At 56.3% G+C, this 18,378-nt stretch carries 12 protein-coding genes, 2 tRNA genes and 3 rRNA genes; 14 read left to right on the top strand and 3 right to left on the bottom strand.

Features of this window, described 5'->3' with window-relative positions; genetic code table 11:
• Nucleotides 1-176: 176 nt before the first annotated feature.
• From MHH62_RS19915 to MHH62_RS19905, 3 genes are all read right to left on the bottom strand, one after another.
• Nucleotides 177-449 carry a TfoX/Sxy family protein gene (locus MHH62_RS19915; protein WP_003194139.1) on the bottom strand — a complete coding sequence of 91 codons (273 nt, stop codon included), beginning with the start codon at nt 447-449 and terminating at the stop codon, nt 177-179.
• Between the two features lie 204 nt (nt 450-653).
• Nucleotides 654-998 carry a pentapeptide repeat-containing protein gene (locus MHH62_RS19910; protein WP_014719933.1) on the bottom strand — a complete coding sequence of 115 codons (345 nt, stop codon included), beginning with the start codon at nt 996-998 and terminating at the stop codon, nt 654-656.
• 92 nt (nt 999-1,090) lie between these two features.
• Nucleotides 1,091-2,647, bottom strand: a complete 1,557-nt coding sequence (locus tag MHH62_RS19905; RefSeq protein WP_014719932.1) for a bifunctional aminoglycoside phosphotransferase/ATP-binding protein — start codon at nt 2,645-2,647, stop codon at nt 1,091-1,093.
• Between the two features lie 118 nt (nt 2,648-2,765).
• Between MHH62_RS19905 and mrcB the strand changes: the two genes are divergently transcribed.
• The 14 genes from mrcB (at nt 2,766) to rrf (ending at nt 18,283) form a co-directional block, all read left to right on the top strand.
• The gene (gene mrcB / locus MHH62_RS19900; RefSeq protein WP_339231718.1) at nt 2,766-5,090 is read left to right on the top strand and encodes a penicillin-binding protein 1B; all 2,325 of its coding nucleotides are present in this window, start codon (nt 2,766-2,768) and stop codon (nt 5,088-5,090) included.
• 16 nt (nt 5,091-5,106) lie between these two features.
• On the top strand, nt 5,107-5,841 hold the full coding sequence (locus MHH62_RS19895) for a tetratricopeptide repeat protein (protein ID WP_032902681.1): 735 nt from the start codon (nt 5,107-5,109) through the stop codon (nt 5,839-5,841).
• Complete coding sequence (locus MHH62_RS19890) at nt 5,841-6,170, top strand: YqcC family protein (protein WP_014719929.1); 330 nt, start codon at nt 5,841-5,843, stop codon at nt 6,168-6,170. The genes MHH62_RS19895 and MHH62_RS19890 overlap by 1 nt, the downstream gene beginning before the upstream one ends.
• Nucleotides 6,171-6,602: 432 nt before the next feature.
• Nucleotides 6,603-8,327 (top strand): acetolactate synthase 3 large subunit, encoded by a 1,725-nt coding sequence (locus tag MHH62_RS19885; RefSeq protein WP_014719928.1) that lies wholly within the window; start codon nt 6,603-6,605, stop codon nt 8,325-8,327.
• A gap of 2 nt (nt 8,328-8,329) precedes the next feature.
• The gene (gene ilvN / locus MHH62_RS19880; protein WP_003176102.1) at nt 8,330-8,821 is read left to right on the top strand and encodes an acetolactate synthase small subunit; all 492 of its coding nucleotides are present in this window, start codon (nt 8,330-8,332) and stop codon (nt 8,819-8,821) included.
• A 47-nt stretch (nt 8,822-8,868) separates the two neighbouring features.
• A complete protein-coding gene (ilvC, locus tag MHH62_RS19875; protein ID WP_003194132.1) occupies nt 8,869-9,885 on the top strand; it encodes a ketol-acid reductoisomerase in 1,017 nt (338 codons plus the stop codon).
• 144 nt (nt 9,886-10,029) lie between these two features.
• On the top strand, nt 10,030-10,887 hold the full coding sequence (gene pssA, locus MHH62_RS19870; protein ID WP_014719927.1) for a CDP-diacylglycerol--serine O-phosphatidyltransferase: 858 nt from the start codon (nt 10,030-10,032) through the stop codon (nt 10,885-10,887).
• A gap of 63 nt (nt 10,888-10,950) precedes the next feature.
• Nucleotides 10,951-11,964: a protein-methionine-sulfoxide reductase catalytic subunit MsrP gene (gene msrP / locus MHH62_RS19865; protein ID WP_020301782.1), complete on the top strand. Its 1,014-nt coding sequence runs from the start codon at nt 10,951-10,953 to the stop codon at nt 11,962-11,964.
• Complete coding sequence (gene msrQ / locus MHH62_RS19860; protein WP_339231715.1) at nt 11,964-12,584, top strand: protein-methionine-sulfoxide reductase heme-binding subunit MsrQ; 621 nt, start codon at nt 11,964-11,966, stop codon at nt 12,582-12,584. Before msrP ends, msrQ begins: the two co-directional genes overlap by 1 nt.
• Nucleotides 12,585-13,072: 488 nt before the next feature.
• Nucleotides 13,073-14,609, top strand: a 16S ribosomal RNA gene (locus tag MHH62_RS19855).
• A gap of 81 nt (nt 14,610-14,690) precedes the next feature.
• Nucleotides 14,691-14,767: transfer RNA gene (locus MHH62_RS19850), tRNA-Ile, on the top strand.
• A gap of 30 nt (nt 14,768-14,797) precedes the next feature.
• A tRNA-Ala gene (locus MHH62_RS19845) sits at nt 14,798-14,873 on the top strand.
• Between the two features lie 247 nt (nt 14,874-15,120).
• Nucleotides 15,121-18,011: ribosomal RNA gene (locus MHH62_RS19840) — 23S ribosomal RNA — on the top strand.
• A 156-nt stretch (nt 18,012-18,167) separates the two neighbouring features.
• A 5S ribosomal RNA gene (gene rrf / locus MHH62_RS19835) occupies nt 18,168-18,283 on the top strand.
• Together the 16S, 23S and 5S rRNA genes with 2 tRNA genes alongside form the textbook arrangement of a ribosomal RNA operon.
• Nucleotides 18,284-18,378 lie beyond the last annotated feature (95 nt).

The following is an 18,378-nucleotide window of genomic DNA, read 5'->3' as shown; positions in this document are numbered from 1 at the left end:
TGAGGAGATAATCTGAGAGTCCGAACCAATGGTCTTTCAGTTATCGGCTGATCTCGCGACCAGTTGTGATAATCATAACGATTCTCATTTGAGAGTCAACATCTGTTTTTCTGCTTCATCCATTTTTCTCAAACGCTCGTTTGTAATGCCCGTAAACACTGGGTTTGAGTGCCACTCTAGTTCTTCTGATGCACTGAGATCGCTTCAAGCTGACGGTTCAAGGCCTCCTTGCGCTCCGTGGGTATGTCGTTCCAGTGCACATCCATCAATGCCCCTTCAATGGCATACAGCAGAACCTTCGAAGCTCGAAACCCGCGCGTGCGCACGGCTCGGTAAGCATCGACCGCCCCCAGCCGGCGCAAGTCGGACGCGCTGTGGATGCCCACCGCATGCAGCCACTGCGCTGAAGTCTTGCCAAGGTTTTTCAGGTGTTGCAGCTCATCGTTCATCAAGCCTCCTTGCGTTGGCTGAATGGTGCGGTGGGTGTCGTGACCAGGCAGCCTGAAAATGAGTGTAGCGTTGAGTAGGAAAAGCGTGGTTCTTTGGTCAGAAAGGGCTGAAAAGATTATAAGGATGGCGCGACGGCGCTTACTCGCAGGCAGGCGCAAAGTGCCCGGCAGGCAGGGGATGTGGCAGGAACTCGGTGTGTGGCGTTACTTGGTGCGGTAGCGCAGGCGAGTACCGAAATTGACCGACATGAGTATTTCGTCAGCCGTGAGTTCGGGCGGGAAATAAGCCCCCGATATCTGCGCATGGGCCAGGCTGGCGCCTTCCAGTGAGCAGCCACGCAAGTCCAGGCCGCGCAGGTCGGCAGAGCGAAAATAGGCGTCGGTGAAGTCAATACCGGTGGCGTTCAGGTCGCGCAGGTCCAGCCCTCGAAAGTCGCCACCGCGCATGTCGATGGGGCCATTTTCAGGGCGCTCCTGGTTGAAGCCGCGGATGTCGTCCTTGTGCAGGAGGGCGTAGAGCGGGGTATCAAGAAGCTTTGGCTGACTCATGATCGCGACTCTGGCTGGCGTTATTGAGCCAGTATAGTGCCACTATCGCTGGGTCGCGCGCCGAAGACGACGACGCGACCAAGAAATATTTCTTACAGGCCCGGCAGGTGTTGACGGATATGCCCGACCAACGCGTCGAGCGTCCCGCTTTCATTGGTCTCCACACGCTTGCTGAGCAGCAGCTCCTCGGTAGTCAGCGGGTCACGACTGGCTTGTTGCTCTTCGATAACGGCCAGGGTGGCGTCAGACGGATCGTTTTTATCCGCCTGGCGTTGTGCCAGCCAACTGGTGATAACGGCTTGCGGGGCGTTGCAGTCGAGGATCAGGAACGGCGCGCCAGTGGCTTCGGCAACCTGGGCGGCGGCGTCACGCTGCGCGCGTTTCAAGAACGTGGCGTCCAGCACCACCGGGTAGCCGGCGCGCAGCACGGTGTCGGCAATCTCGTTCAGGCGTGCGTAGGTGGCAGCGCTGGCGTCCTGATTGTAGATACCGGCCTGCAGGGTGTTCTCTACCTGTTGTTCGCCAAACAGGCGCTTGCGCTCTACGTCCGAACGCAGGCGTACCGCGCCCAGGGCTTCGACCAGGCGCATGGCCACGTGGCTCTTGCCCACGGCTGAAACGCCATGGGTGATTGCCAGGAAGCGCGAAGGGATAGTGCTGTAGCTTTCCGCCAGGTTGGCGTAGTTGCGGTACTGGCGCAGGGTGGTAGCGCGTTGCACCGGGTTGGCTTCGCTGGGCATGCTGAACAGCGCAACCTTGGCGCGTACCAATGCACGGTAGGCTTTATAGAAGTTCAGAAGCTCCAGGCCCTGGTAGTCGCCGGTCAGCTCCAAATACTGGCTTATGAAGCGCCGTGCCAGGCATTTCAGGCCGCGATCTTCCAGGTCCATCGCCAAAAAAGCGGTGTCGGCGTACACGTCGGTAAAGCGGAAAGGCTCGTTGAACTCAATGCAGTCGAAGATCACCACGCGGCCATCGATCAGCGTGGCGTTGCCCAGGTGGATATCGCCGTGGCATTCACGGGTATAACCGTCGAGCTTGCGCTGCGCAAGCAGAGGCTTGAGGCGTTCGAAGCTGCTTTCAGCCCAGGCTTGCAGAGCCTCCAGCTGAGTCAGGTCGGCCTTGTCGCTGAGGAATGGGCGGATTTGGTCGAAGTTCTGGCGTACCGGAGCCATCACCTCTTCCGGCGTGCCGGCGGGGTGATCTTGCGGGACTTTGGGGGCGCTGAGGTGGAATTGCGCAATCTGCTTGGCCATCTCATCGATGTGCGCGCTGGTCAGTTCGCCGTTGGCTTGCAGGGTGCTGAGCATCTGGCTTTGCGGGAACTGGCGCATTTTCAGCGCGTACTCGATGGCTGGGCCGTCGCCACCCAGTTGCGGCGCCTCGGCAGTGCCGGTAATCGGCAACACTTCAAGATACAAGTCTTCGGTCAGGCGCTGGTTGAGGCGCAGTTCCTCGCGGCAGAAATGCCCGCGGTCGTCCAGATTGGTGAAGTCCAGGAAGCCGAAGTTCATCGGTTTCTTCAGCTTATATGCATAGGGGCCCGTCAGTATCACCCAGGAAATATGGGTCTCGATGACTTGAAACGCGTCAACCGGATGAGGGTACAAGGCCGGGTTTTGCAGGGCAGCGATCAGGGTCTGGCTCACGGGCGATCCTTCAAAGTCGGGGGAAAATCATGGGGGGCATTATGGCTGCTGATGCCAGTCGTGCAAACCGCTGTCCGGCTCATGTTGATCATCAATAAAGTGCGTATAATCCGCCGCCATGACTCGAACCCGATCTCCCCGTTCCCGTAAAAAACCTCCTTCCCGCGGCCCGCGCCCTTGGCTGGGCTGGGTGATCAAGCTTGGCCTGGTGGGCCTTGTGGCGGTCGCCGGCCTTGCGGTGTACCTCGATGCCGTGGTGCAGGAAAAATTCTCCGGCAAGCGCTGGACGATTCCGGCCAAGGTGTATGCACGCCCGCTGGAGCTGTTCTCTGGTCAGAAGCTGAGCAAGGAAGACTTCCTTACCGAGCTCGATGCGCTGGGCTACCGCCGCGAACCCGTGAGCAATGGCCCTGGCGCTGCGGCGGTCAGCGGTAATACCGTCGACCTGAACACCCGTGGCTTCCAGTTCTACGAAGGCCTGGAAAAAGCCCAGCCGGTGCGCGTGCGTTTCTCTGGCGATTATGTGGCTGAGCTGTCCTCGCTCAATGGCTCCAAGCTGCCGGTGGTGCGTCTCGAACCGTTGCTGATCGGCGGTATTTACCCGAAGAACCTTGAAGATCGCATCCTGATCAAGCTCGATCAGGTACCACCGTATCTGCTGGATACCCTGGTCGCTGTCGAAGACCGCGATTTCTATAGCCACTGGGGTGTTTCTCCGAAGTCGATTGCCCGCGCTATCTGGGTCAACACTTCCGGCGGCAAGATGACTCAGGGCGGCAGTACGCTGACGCAGCAACTGGTCAAGAACTTCTACCTGACCAACGAGCGCAGCCTGACCCGTAAACTCACCGAAGCCATGATGGCGATGTTGCTGGAGCTGCATTACAGCAAGCAGGAAATCCTTGAGGCTTACCTCAACGAGGTATTCGTCGGGCAGGATGGCCAGCGCGCCGTGCACGGTTTTGGCCTGGCCAGCCAGTTCTTCTTCGGGCAGCCGTTGTCCGAATTGAAATTGCATCAGGTTGCGTTGCTGGTGGGGATGGTCAAGGGGCCGTCCTATTACAACCCGCGCCGCAACCCGGAGCGTGCGCTTGAACGTCGCAACCTGGTGCTCGATGTACTGGAGCAGCAGGGTGTGGCCACCGCTGAACAAGTGGCCGCTGCGAAAAAAATGCCACTGGGTGTGACAACCCGCGGCAAGCTGGCGGATAGCTCGTTCCCGGGCTTTATCGACCTGGTCAAGCGCCAACTGCGCGAAGACTACCGCGACGAAGACTTGACCGAAGAGGGGCTGCGGATCTTCACCAGCTTCGACCCCATCCTGCAGATGAAGGCCGAAGCATCGGTCAACGACACCTTCAAGCGCCTGACTGGCCGTAAAGGCTCGGATGAAGTCGAAGCCGCCATGGTCGTGACCAACCCGGAAACCGGCGAGGTCCAGGCCATGATCGGCAGCCGCCAGGCCAGTTTTGCAGGCTTCAACCGCGCACTGGATGCCGTGCGGCCGATTGGCTCGCTGGTCAAGCCCGCGGTCTATCTCACGGCACTGGAAAAACCCAGCAAGTACACGCTGACCAGTTGGCTGTCCGATGACCCGCTGTCGATCAAAGGTGCGGATGGCCAGGTATGGACGCCCAAGAACTTCGACCGCCGCTCTCATGGCACGGTGTTCCTGTATCAAGGATTGGCGCATTCCTACAACATCTCGACCTCGCGCCTGGGGCTTGAAGTCGGTGTGCCGAATGTGCTGAAGACCCTGGCGCGACTGGGGATCGAACGTGAGTTCCCGGCGTTCCCGTCCATGCTTCTGGGCGCTGCGGCCATGACGCCGATGGAAGTGACCACCATGTACCAGACCCTGGCCAATGGTGGCTTCAATACGCCGATGCGCGGTATTCGCAGTGTGCTGACCGCCGATGGCGAACCGCTCAAGCGCTACCCGTTCCAGATTCAGCAGCGCTTCGACGCCGGCTCCATCTACCTGATCCAGAACGCCATGCAGCGTGTGATGCGCGAGGGTACAGGGCGTTCGGTCTATAGCGTGCTGCCGTCGAACCTGACCCTGGCGGGCAAGACCGGTACCAGTAACGACTCTCGCGACAGCTGGTTCGCGGGTTTCGGCCAGGATGTACTGGCCGTGGTATGGCTGGGGCGCGACGACAATGGCAAGACGCCGTTCACCGGTGCGACAGGCGCGTTGCAGGTATGGACCAGTTTCATGCGCAAGGCTGACCCGTTGCCGCTCAACATGCCGCAGCCGGACAATATCGTGCAGGCCTGGATTGATCCGCACACCGGCCAAGGCTCCGATGCCAACTGTCCGGGCGCGGTGCAGATGCCGTATATTCGCGGCAGCGAACCACCACCCGGCGCCGCGTGCAGTGGCAGTGCCCCTGCTGACGCGGATTCGGTGATGGATTGGGTCAAGGGCTGGATGAATTAAGCAAAGAGGGTTTCAAGTGAACAAGTTGTGGATTCCAGCCATTACGGCTCTGGCTTTGCTCGGCGGTTGCTCCAGCGTGCAGCGCGGCTCTATCCCTGTGGTGGACTCAAGCACGTCCGTCTCCAATAACGACCGCATTTCGGCCAATGGTGGCTTCCGTCAGACCGTGGTCAAACGGCCTGCCCAAGCTGCAACCCAGGCAATTCCACAGGATTCCGGCGTCGTGGTGATGGTGCCCGGCAGTGGGGCTGCAACCTCGGCGCCTATCAGTGCCGAACCATGGACCCCAGGCCCGAGCACTTCCGGGCCGGTGAACTCCACGCCGATTCAAACCGCGCCGGTCAACCAGGGCACCTACAACATGCCTTCTACGCCGAGCGGTATTCCGTCATCGTCCAATGCGGGCGGGTTGTCGGCTGACGAACAACTCGATGGCCCGGTGCTGGCGTTGCTCACAACCGCACAGCAGCAGCAGGCGGGTGGCGATTTGAATGGCGCCTCGTCGAGCCTTGAACGTGCCCAGCGCGTGGCGCCGCGTGAGCCACAAGTGCTCTATCGCCTGGCCCAGGTGCGCATGGCCCAGGGCGATGCGCCCCAGGCGGAGCAGTTCGCTCGCCGTGGCCTGAGCCTGGCCAATGGGCGCCCAGACCTGCAAGCCAGCCTGTGGGCCTTGATCGGGGATGCGCGTGCAGCCCAAGGCGATGCAGCGGGTGCTGCGCAGGCACGGCAAAAAGCCAAGGTCAGCCTCTGATGGATGCGCGTTTTCCCGCGATTGCCGAGCAGTTATTGCTGATCGAGCGCGAACTGCGCGTTCAGGGCTGGTGGGATGAAGTCTCCCCCAGTGCTGAAGCGCTCAGCAGTGTCGAGCCCTTTTCCGTCGATACCTTGGACTTCCACCAGTGGCTGCAGTGGATCTTCCTTGCGCGTATGAAGCAGATCCTGGAACAGGACCTGCCCTTGCCGAATGCGTCGGGGATCCTGGAAATGGCCGAGATGGTCTACGCCGACCGGCCGCGGGAGAGCCTCGGCTTGCGTAACGCGCTGAAAAAGTTCGATCAATTGATCGTCGACGCTCGTTAATTGCCTGACTGCCGGTTTTTCCGGCAGTCTTGCGCACATTTCTACCGCTTGACGACATTCAGGCGAGTTTTATCCCTCCTCAAAGCCCTTTCTTCTACGTTCTCATGCGCTTAGTTGGAAAAAAGCGCAATTATTGCTTGACTTGAAGGGCGTGAAACAGAAGAATCCAAAGTCCGCTGTATCGGGACTGCCAGAAGCAGGCCCGCTCAGCAGATCATGAGGCGCACATCCGCGCCGACCTGTAACACCCGCAACGCGTTACCTCGCGCTGGGTGGGAAAAGCCCGCAACACTTGGGACGATCCCAATACTTGCTCAGTCAGTGCTGACGTAGTCGGCGACCACCGTCGCTCATGCTCTGTTGAGAAGTAAACCTATTAAGACCCGTCGGTTTTTTAACGGACGGTATTCTGGCGTTTTAGAGGTGAACAACGTGGAGCTTTTATCTGGCGGTGAGATGCTCGTCCGCTTTTTGCGTGACGAAGGCGTCGACTATATCTACGGGTACCCAGGTGGTGCTCTGCTGCATGTCTACGACGCACTGTTCAAGGAACCGGCTGTTACCCACATCCTGGTTCGCCACGAACAGGCCGCGACCCATATGGCTGACGGTTACGCCCGTGCCACCGGTAAAGCCGGCGTGGTACTGGTAACGTCCGGCCCAGGCGCAACCAATGCCATTACCGGCATCGCGACTGCGTATATGGACTCCATCCCGATGGTGATCATCTCTGGCCAGGTGCCTAGCACCATGGTCGGCACCGACGCTTTCCAGGAAACCGACATGATCGGTATTTCCCGCCCGATCGTGAAACACAGCTTCATGATCAAGCACGCGTCGGAAATCCCGGAAGTCATGAAAAAGGCGTTCTACCTCGCCCAGTCCGGTCGCCCGGGCCCTGTGGTGGTTGATATCCCGAAAGACATGACCAACCCGGCCGAAAAATTCGAATATGTTTTTCCCAAGAAAGCCAAGCTGCGTTCCTACAGCCCGGCCGTCCGTGGGCACTCGGGGCAAATCCGCAAGGCGGCAGAAATGCTCCTGGCGGCCAAGCGCCCCGTGTTGTACTCCGGCGGTGGCGTGATTCTGGGCGGCGGTTCCGCTCCGTTGACCGAACTGGCCAAGTTGCTCAACCTGCCGGTGACCAACACCCTGATGGGCCTCGGCGCATTCCCGGGTTCGGACCGTCAGTTCGTCGGCATGCTCGGTATGCACGGCAGCTACACCGCCAACCTCACCATGCACCACGCCGATGTGATCCTGGCCGTGGGCGCGCGGTTCGATGACCGAGTGATCAACGGCGCGAGCAAATTCTGCCCGAATGCCAAGATCATCCACATCGACATCGACCCTGCGTCCATCTCCAAGACCATCAAGGCCGATGTGCCAATCGTGGGTCCTGTAGAGAGCGTATTGACCGAAATGGTCGCTGCGCTCAAGGACATCGGCGAAACGCCGAACAAGGAATCCGTTGCCAGCTGGTGGAAGCAGATCGACGAATGGCGCGGTGATCGCGGTCTGTTCCCTTATGACAAGGGTGACGGCAGCATCATCAAGCCACAAACCGTGATCGAAACCCTGTGCGAAGTGACCAAGGGCGACGCCTTTGTGACCTCCGACGTGGGCCAGCACCAGATGTTCGCGGCGCAGTACTACAAGTTCGACAAGCCTAACCGCTGGATCAACTCCGGTGGCCTGGGCACGATGGGCTTTGGTTTCCCTGCGGCCATGGGTGTGAAACTGAGCTTCCCGGATGCCGACGTTGCCTGCGTCACCGGCGAAGGCAGCATCCAGATGAACATCCAGGAACTGTCGACGTGCCTGCAATACGGTCTTCCGGTGAAGATCGTCTGCTTGAACAACGGCGTGCTCGGCATGGTTCGTCAATGGCAGGACATGAGCTACGGTAGCCGTCACTCCCATTCCTACATGGAATCGTTGCCGGACTTCATCAAGTTGGTTGAAGCCTATGGCCACGTCGGCATTCGCATCACTGATTTGAAAGATCTGAAGCCGAAGATGGAAGAAGCGTTTGCCATGAAGGACCGTCTGGTGTTCATCGATATTCAGGTCGATACCAGCGAGCACGTCTATCCGATGCAAATCAAAGACGGCTCTATGCGCGACATGTGGCTGAACAAGACGGAGCGTACTTAATCATGCGGCATATTATCTCCCTGCTTCTGGAGAACGAACCCGGCGCCTTGTCCCGTGTTGTCGGCCTGTTTTCGCAACGCAACTACAACATTGAAAGCCTGACCGTGGCCCCGACCGAAGACCCGACCCTGTCGCGCCTGACGTTGACTACTGTGGGCCACGATGAGGTGATCGAGCAGATCACCAAGAACCTCAACAAGCTGATCGAAGTGGTCAAGCTGGTCGACCTGTCGGAAAGCGCCCACATCGAGCGCGAACTGATGCTGGTCAAGGTCAAGGCCACGGGTGCCCAACGTGCCGAGATCAAGCGCACTACCGATATTTATCGCGGGCAGATCGTCGATGTGAGCGCCAGCGTTTATACCGTTCAACTGACCGGTACAAGCGACAAGCTGGACAGCTTCATCCAGTCGATCGGGACGGCCTCGATTCTGGAAACCGTACGCAGTGGTGTCACCGGGATTGCCCGTGGCGACAAAGTACTCAGCATCTAACCCAAATTAGCGAATGGCCTCACGGCCTGGATATATAGAGGAACCTCATGAAAGTTTATTACGATAAAGATTGTGACCTGTCGATCATCCAGGGCAAGAAAGTCGCCATCATCGGCTACGGTTCACAGGGCCACGCTCAAGCGTGCAACCTGAAAGACTCCGGCGTTGACGTCACCGTTGGCCTGCGCAAAGGTTCGGCCACCGTAGCCAAGGCTGAAGCCCATGGCCTGAAAGTGACCGACGTTGCTTCTGCTGTCGCGGCTGCCGACCTGGTCATGATTCTGACCCCGGACGAGTTCCAGTCCTCGCTGTACAAGAACGAAATCGAGCCGAACATCAAGAAGGGCGCTACCCTGGCCTTCTCCCACGGCTTCGCGATTCACTACAACCAGGTTGTGCCGCGTGCTGACCTCGACGTGATCATGATCGCGCCGAAAGCACCGGGCCACACCGTGCGTTCCGAGTTCGTCAAAGGCGGCGGTATCCCTGACCTGATCGCGATCTACCAGGATGCGTCGGGCAATGCCAAGAACGTTGCACTGTCCTACGCTGCTGGCGTGGGTGGCGGTCGTACCGGCATCATCGAAACCACGTTCAAGGACGAGACCGAAACCGACCTGTTCGGCGAACAAGCCGTTCTGTGCGGCGGTACCGTTGAGCTGGTAAAAGCCGGTTTCGAAACCCTGGTTGAAGCTGGCTACGCGCCGGAAATGGCCTACTTCGAATGCCTGCACGAACTCAAGCTGATCGTTGACCTCATGTACGAAGGCGGCATCGCCAACATGAACTACTCGATCTCCAACAACGCCGAATACGGCGAGTACGTGACAGGCCCTGAAGTGATCAACGCCGAGTCCCGCCAGGCCATGCGCAACGCCCTGAAACGTATTCAGGACGGCGAATACGCCAAAATGTTCATCAGCGAAGGCGCTACCGGCTACCCTTCGATGACCGCCAAGCGTCGTAACAACGCCGCTCACGGTATCGAAGTCATCGGCGAGCAACTGCGCTCCATGATGCCGTGGATCGGTGCCAACAAGATCGTCGACAAAGCCAAGAACTAAGTCGTACGCATCAAGGGAAAACGCGGCTTAGGCCGCGTTTTTTCGTTTGAGGGGTTGGTTCTGGTATAAAGCTGCATCGTTTGCAGGCGAACACTCGCTGCAAGTATCTGTCGAATTTTTTCACACCGTTGCAAGGTAAAGTCCATGAGCGAACGTCCCGAAGAGCCAAACCAGGCTTCCGACGCCGAAAGCATGCTGCCGATCGATGAACATGTCGAAGAAGGGCATGACGCCGAAGGCCGCAAGGTCCGGCATCGTGGCATCTATCTGCTGCCCAACCTGTTCACCACGGCGAACCTGTTCGCCGGCTTCTACTCCATCATCAACTCCATGAGTGCCCAGAGCGCGCTGGCGGCGGGTGATGCGGCGAGTGCCAGCAAATACTTTGGCTTTGCTGCTATCGCAATTTTCGTGGCCATGGTGCTCGACGGCCTGGATGGTCGCGTGGCGCGCATGACCAATACTCAAAGCGCTTTTGGCGCCGAGTACGACTCGCTGTCGGACATGGTCGCCTTCGGTGTTGCCCCCGCATTGCTGGCATTTGCCTGGGCATTGGGTGACATGGGCAAGGTTGGCTGGATGGTTGCCTTCATCTATGTCGCGGGTGCCGCTTTGCGCCTGGCGCGCTTCAACACCCAGGTGGGGACTGCCGACAAGCGCTACTTCATCGGCCTTGCCAGCCCGGCAGCGGCGGGTGTTGTCGCGGGGATTGTCTGGGCGTTCAGTGATTACGGGATTCAGGGATCGAAGATGTCGTTCCTGGTTGCCCTGATGGTGGCAGCGGCCGGCATGCTGATGGTCAGCAACATCAAGTACAACAGCTTCAAGGAATTTGACCTCAAAGGGCGCGTGCCTTTCGTGGCCATCCTTGTGGTGGTGCTGGTGTTCGCGGTCGTGTTCAGTGATCCACCGCGTATCCTGCTGCTGGCGTTCCTGGCCTACGCCGCTTCGGGTCCGATTCAGTACTTGTTGCGTCTGCGTCGGGACAAAACATTGTCTTAATGTAATTTCCCCCATACTCCGCAGTCTATTGGTGCATCAGTTCTCCAACGCTGCGGAGTTACCATGTTAATCAAATTACCCAAAGCGTCCGATTGTCACGAATCGGACGTCACGCCTGAATCCTTCTATCTCTCTCGCCGCAGCCTGCTCGGTGGTGCGCTTGCTGGTATTGCCGCCAGCAGCTTGCCGCGTTGGGCCAGTGCGAGCGATGCTTCGCGGTATGCCGACGTCGAGCCGGGCAGCGCGCCCAACTGGTTTACGGAAAAACTTCCGAACACGACGTGGCAATCGGTGACGGTCAAAGATGAGGCCATCACGCCATTCAAGGATGCAACTCACTACAACAACTTCTATGAGTTCGGGACAGGCAAGGGCGACCCGGCAACGAATGCGGGCTCGCTCAAGACGCAGCCCTGGAGTGTGGTGATTGATGGTGAAGTCGCAAAACCTGGGCGCTATGCCCTGGAGGACTTCATGAAACCCTATGCGCTGGAAGAGCGCATCTACCGTCTGCGTTGCGTCGAGGCATGGTCCATGGTGATTCCGTGGATAGGCTTTCCCATCTCGGCGTTGCTCAAGCAGGTCGAGCCTACCTCCAAAGCCAAGTACATCCGTTTTGAAACCCTCCAGGATCCCAAGAGCATGCCTGGGCAACGCTCAAGTTTCGGCTTGATCGACTGGCCTTATGTGGAAGGGCTGCGCCTGGATGAGGCGATGAATCCTTTGGCGATCCTCGCTGTGGGCATGTATGGGCGGGAGTTGCCTAACCAGAACGGCGCGCCGTTGCGCTTGGTGGTGCCGTGGAAGTATGGCTTCAAGAGTGTGAAGTCCATCGTACGTATCAGTCTGGTCAGTGAGCAGCCGAAAACGACCTGGCAAAGTATTGCTGCCGATGAGTATGGGTTTTATGCGAATGTGAATCCTACGGTCGATCATCCGCGCTGGACCCAGGCGCGGGAGCGCCGCCTGCCGAGCGGCCTGTTCAGTCCGAATGTGCGCCAGACGCAGATGTTCAATGGCTATTCGGATGAGGTCGCTTCTTTATATGCAGGCCTCGATCTGCGGAAGAACTACTGATGCGCTATCCCATCTGGCGCATCGGCGTGTTTGTAGCCGCAGCAGTGTGGCCATTGCTCTGGCTGTATGAAGCGTGGAGTTCTGCGCTGGGGCCTGATCCAGGCAAGGTGCTCGTTGATCGCCTGGGTTTGGGGGCGCTCATTTTATTGCTGATCACGCTTGTTATGACGCCGCTGCAGAAATTGAGCGGTTGGGCGGGGTGGATAGCGGTGCGGCGACAGTTGGGGCTGTGGTGCTTTGCTTATGTTGTGCTGCACCTGGCGGCCTATTGTGTGTTTGTCCTGGGGCTGGATTGGTCGCAGCTCGGTGTAGAGTTGAGCAAGCGGCCCTACATCATTGTGGGGGCGCTGGGGTTTGTTGCTCTCCTTATCTTGGCCGTCACGTCGAACCGCTATAGCCAGCGTCGGTTGGGGAGTCGATGGAAGAAGCTGCATCGTCTGGTCTATGTGATTCTTGGGCTCGGTTTGCTGCACATGCTATGGATAGTGCGGGCGGACCTGAAGGAGTGGGCCATCTACGCGTCTATAGGTGCGCTACTTCTGTTGATGCGGGTGCCGCCGGTAATGCGTCGAATCCCTCGCCTTATTGCTAAAAAAGCGCCTTCTGCCACAAAAGCGTAATTAAGCCTTGACGGCAGATTCTGGAAGCCTATAATTCGCCCCACTTCCGGCGCAGTCGAAACGGAAAACTCCTTGGTAAACAATGAGTTACGCAGTTCTCGACAGCAAGTTGCTTCAGTTCATCGAAGCCAAAAGGAAGTTGAAAAAGAGGTGTTGACAGCAGCGTGTAACGCTGTAGAATTCGCCTCCCGCTTACGAGAGATCGCAAGCGCAAGTGGTTGAAGTTGTTGAAGAAATCTTCGAAAACTTCTGAAAATAACCACTTGACAGCAAATGAGGCTGCTGTAGAATGCGCGCCTCGGTTGAGACGAAAGATCTTAACCAACCGCTCTTTAACAACTGAATCAAGCAATTCGTGTGGGTGCTTGTGGAGTCAGACTGATAGTCAACAAGATTATCAGCATCACAAGTTACTCCGCGAGAAATCAAAGATGTAACCAACGATTGCTGAGCCAAGTTTAGGGTTTCTTAAAAACCCAAAGATGTTTGAACTGAAGAGTTTGATCATGGCTCAGATTGAACGCTGGCGGCAGGCCTAACACATGCAAGTCGAGCGGTAGAGAGAAGCTTGCTTCTCTTGAGAGCGGCGGACGGGTGAGTAATGCCTAGGAATCTGCCTGGTAGTGGGGGATAACGTTCGGAAACGGACGCTAATACCGCATACGTCCTACGGGAGAAAGCAGGGGACCTTCGGGCCTTGCGCTATCAGATGAGCCTAGGTCGGATTAGCTAGTTGGTGAGGTAATGGCTCACCAAGGCGACGATCCGTAACTGGTCTGAGAGGATGATCAGTCACACTGGAACTGAGACACGGTCCAGACTCCTACGGGAGGCAGCAGTGGGGAATATTGGACAATGGGCGAAAGCCTGATCCAGCCATGCCGCGTGTGTGAAGAAGGTCTTCGGATTGTAAAGCACTTTAAGTTGGGAGGAAGGGTTGTAGATTAATACTCTGCAATTTTGACGTTACCGACAGAATAAGCACCGGCTAACTCTGTGCCAGCAGCCGCGGTAATACAGAGGGTGCAAGCGTTAATCGGAATTACTGGGCGTAAAGCGCGCGTAGGTGGTTTGTTAAGTTGGATGTGAAATCCCCGGGCTCAACCTGGGAACTGCATTCAAAACTGACTGACTAGAGTATGGTAGAGGGTGGTGGAATTTCCTGTGTAGCGGTGAAATGCGTAGATATAGGAAGGAACACCAGTGGCGAAGGCGACCACCTGGACTAATACTGACACTGAGGTGCGAAAGCGTGGGGAGCAAACAGGATTAGATACCCTGGTAGTCCACGCCGTAAACGATGTCAACTAGCCGTTGGAAGCCTTGAGCTTTTAGTGGCGCAGCTAACGCATTAAGTTGACCGCCTGGGGAGTACGGCCGCAAGGTTAAAACTCAAATGAATTGACGGGGGCCCGCACAAGCGGTGGAGCATGTGGTTTAATTCGAAGCAACGCGAAGAACCTTACCAGGCCTTGACATCCAATGAACTTTCTAGAGATAGATTGGTGCCTTCGGGAACATTGAGACAGGTGCTGCATGGCTGTCGTCAGCTCGTGTCGTGAGATGTTGGGTTAAGTCCCGTAACGAGCGCAACCCTTGTCCTTAGTTACCAGCACGTTATGGTGGGCACTCTAAGGAGACTGCCGGTGACAAACCGGAGGAAGGTGGGGATGACGTCAAGTCATCATGGCCCTTACGGCCTGGGCTACACACGTGCTACAATGGTCGGTACAGAGGGTTGCCAAGCCGCGAGGTGGAGCTAATCCCATAAAACCGATCGTAGTCCGGATCGCAGTCTGCAACTCGACTGCGTGAAGTCGGAATCGCTAGTAATCGCGAATCAGAATGTCGCGGTGAATACGTTCCCGGGCCTTGTACACACCGCCCGTCACACCATGGGAGTGGGTTGCACCAGAAGTAGCTAGTCTAACCTTCGGGAGGACGGTTACCACGGTGTGATTCATGACTGGGGTGAAGTCGTAACAAGGTAGCCGTAGGGGAACCTGCGGCTGGATCACCTCCTTAATCGACGACATCAGCTGCTCCATAAGTTCCCACACGAATTGCTTGATTCATTGAAGAAGACGAAAGAAGCAGCCCGAAATTGGGTCTGTAGCTCAGTTGGTTAGAGCGCACCCCTGATAAGGGTGAGGTCGGCAGTTCGAATCTGCCCAGACCCACCAATTTTGTGTGGGAAACGCCTGTAGAAATACGGGGCCATAGCTCAGCTGGGAGAGCGCCTGCCTTGCACGCAGGAGGTCAACGGTTCGATCCCGTTTGGCTCCACCACTACTGCTTCTGTTTGTATAAAGCTTAGAAATGAGCATTCCATCGTTGTGATGGTGAATGTTGATTTCTAGTCTTTGACTAGTTCGTTCTTTAAAAATTTGGGTATGTGATAGAAAGATAGACTGAACGTTACTTTCACTGGTAACGGATCAGGCTAAGGTAAAATTTGTGAGTTCTCTTAATTGAGAAATTCGAATTTTCGGCGAATGTCGTCTTCACAGTATAACCAGATTGCTTGGGGTTATATGGTCAAGTGAAGAAGCGCATACGGTGGATGCCTTGGCAGTCAGAGGCGATGAAAGACGTGGTAGCCTGCGAAAAGCTTCGGGGAGTCGGCAAACAGACTTTGATCCGGAGATGTCTGAATGGGGGAACCCAGCCATCATAAGATGGTTATCTTGTACTGAATACATAGGTGCAAGAAGCGAACCAGGGGAACTGAAACATCTAAGTACCCTGAGGAAAAGAAATCAACCGAGATTCCCTTAGTAGTGGCGAGCGAACGGGGACTAGCCCTTAAGTGGCTTTGAGATTAGCGGAACGCTCTGGAAAGTGCGGCCATAGTGGGTGATAGCCCTGTACGCGAAAATCTCTTAGTCATGAAATCGAGTAGGACGGAGCACGAGAAACTTTGTCTGAATATGGGGGGACCATCCTCCAAGGCTAAATACTACTGACTGACCGATAGTGAACTAGTACCGTGAGGGAAAGGCGAAAAGAACCCCGGAGAGGGGAGTGAAATAGATCCTGAAACCGTATGCGTACAAGCAGTGGGAGCCCACTTTGTTGGGTGACTGCGTACCTTTTGTATAATGGGTCAGCGACTTATTTTCAGTGGCGAGCTTAACCGAATAGGGGAGGCGTAGCGAAAGCGAGTCTTAATAGGGCGTCTAGTCGCTGGGAATAGACCCGAAACCGGGCGATCTATCCATGGGCAGGTTGAAGGTTGGGTAACACTAACTGGAGGACCGAACCGACTACCGTTGAAAAGTTAGCGGATGACCTGTGGATCGGAGTGAAAGGCTAATCAAGCTCGGAGATAGCTGGTTCTCCTCGAAAGCTATTTAGGTAGCGCCTCATGTATCACTGTAGGGGGTAGAGCACTGTTTCGGCTAGGGGGTCATCCCGACTTACCAAACCGATGCAAACTCCGAATACCTACAAGTGCCGAGCATGGGAGACACACGGCGGGTGCTAACGTCCGTCGTGAAAAGGGAAACAACCCAGACCGTCAGCTAAGGTCCCAAAGTTATGGTTAAGTGGGAAACGATGTGGGAAGGCTTAGACAGCTAGGAGGTTGGCTTAGAAGCAGCCACCCTTTAAAGAAAGCGTAATAGCTCACTAGTCGAGTCGGCCTGCGCGGAAGATGTAACGGGGCTCAAACCATACACCGAAGCTACGGGTATCACGTAAGTGATGCGGTAGAGGAGCGTTCTGTAAGCCTGTGAAGGTGAGTTGAGAAGCTTGCTGGAGGTATCAGAAGTGCGAATGCTGACATGAGTAACGATAATGGGTGTGAAAAACACCCACGCCGAAAGACCAAGGTTTCCTGCGCAACGTTAATCGACGCAGGGTTAGTCGGTCCCTAAGGCGAGGCTGAAAAGCGTAGTCGATGGAAAACAGGTTAATATTCCTGTACTTCTGGTTATTGCGATGGAGGGACGGAGAAGGCTAGGCCAGCTTGGCGTTGGTTGTCCAAGTTTAAGGTGGTAGGCTGGAATCTTAGGTAAATCCGGGATTCTAAGGCCGAGAGCTGATGACGAGTTACCTTTCAGGTAACGAAGTGGTTGATGCCATGCTTCCAAGAAAAGCTTCTAAGCTTCAGGTAACCAGGAACCGTACCCCAAACCGACACAGGTGGTTGGGTAGAGAATACCAAGGCGCTTGAGAGAACTCGGGTGAAGGAACTAGGCAAAATGGCACCGTAACTTCGGGAGAAGGTGCGCCGGTGAGGGTGAAGGACTTGCTCCGTAAGCTCATGCCGGTCGAAGATACCAGGCCGCTGCGACTGTTTATTAAAAACACAGCACTCTGCAAACACGAAAGTGGACGTATAGGGTGTGACGCCTGCCCGGTGCCGGAAGGTTAATTGATGGGGTTAGCTAACGCGAAGCTCTTGATCGAAGCCCCGGTAAACGGCGGCCGTAACTATAACGGTCCTAAGGTAGCGAAATTCCTTGTCGGGTAAGTTCCGACCTGCACGAATGGCGTAACGATGGCGGCGCTGTCTCCACCCGAGACTCAGTGAAATTGAAATCGCTGTGAAGATGCAGTGTATCCGCGGCTAGACGGAAAGACCCCGTGAACCTTTACTATAGCTTTGCACTGGACTTTGAATTTGCTTGTGTAGGATAGGTGGGAGGCTTTGAAGCGTGGACGCCAGTCTGCGTGGAGCCATCCTTGAAATACCACCCTGGCAACTTTGAGGTTCTAACTCAGGTCCGTTATCCGGATCGAGGACAGTGTATGGTGGGTAGTTTGACTGGGGCGGTCTCCTCCTAAAGAGTAACGGAGGAGTACGAAGGTGCGCTCAGACCGGTCGGAAATCGGTCGTAGAGTATAAAGGCAAAAGCGCGCTTGACTGCGAGACAGACACGTCGAGCAGGTACGAAAGTAGGTCTTAGTGATCCGGTGGTTCTGTATGGAAGGGCCATCGCTCAACGGATAAAAGGTACTCGGGGATAACAGGCTGATACCGCCCAAGAGTTCATATCGACGGCGGTGTTTGGCACCTCGATGTCGGCTCATCACATCCTGGGGCTGAAGCCGGTCCCAAGGGTATGGCTGTTCGCCATTTAAAGTGGTACGCGAGCTGGGTTTAGAACGTCGTGAGACAGTTCGGTCCCTATCTGCCGTGGACGTTTGAGATTTGAGAGGGGCTGCTCCTAGTACGAGAGGACCGGAGTGGACGAACCTCTGGTGTTCCGGTTGTCACGCCAGTGGCATTGCCGGGTAGCTATGTTCGGAATAGATAACCGCTGAAAGCATCTAAGCGGGAAACTAGCCTCAAGATGAGATCTCACTGGAACCTTGAGTTCCCTGAAGGGCCGTCGAAGACTACGACGTTGATAGGTTGGGTGTGTAAGCGCTGTGAGGCGTTGAGCTAACCAATACTAATTGCCCGTGAGGCTTGACCATATAACACCCAAGCAATTTGCGAACTCGAGAGAGGCCAGATTGCGGTGTGTGAAGACGCAATGAACCGAAAGTTCGACGCTCACAAAACACCACGATCTATCACATACCCAATTTGCTGAAGCGAGGCCAGCTGGCCACGACTCAGTACCCGAATTTCTTGACGACCATAGAGCATTGGAACCACCTGATCCCATCCCGAACTCAGCAGTGAAACGATGCATCGCCGATGGTAGTGTGGGGTTTCCCCATGTGAGAGTAGGTCATCGTCAAGATTAAATTCCGAAACCCCAATTGCGAAAGCAGTTGGGGTTTTGTTTTGGGCGCTCGAAAAGTGTCCGCCTTGTCCCCGCACGCCTGTCAGGCTGTG

The organism is Pseudomonas sp. FSL L8-0168 (assembly GCF_037976155.1).
In the GTDB taxonomy this organism is placed as follows: domain Bacteria; phylum Pseudomonadota; class Gammaproteobacteria; order Pseudomonadales; family Pseudomonadaceae; genus Aquipseudomonas; species Aquipseudomonas paracarnis.
This window is presented reverse-complemented; position numbering and strand designations above follow the sequence as displayed.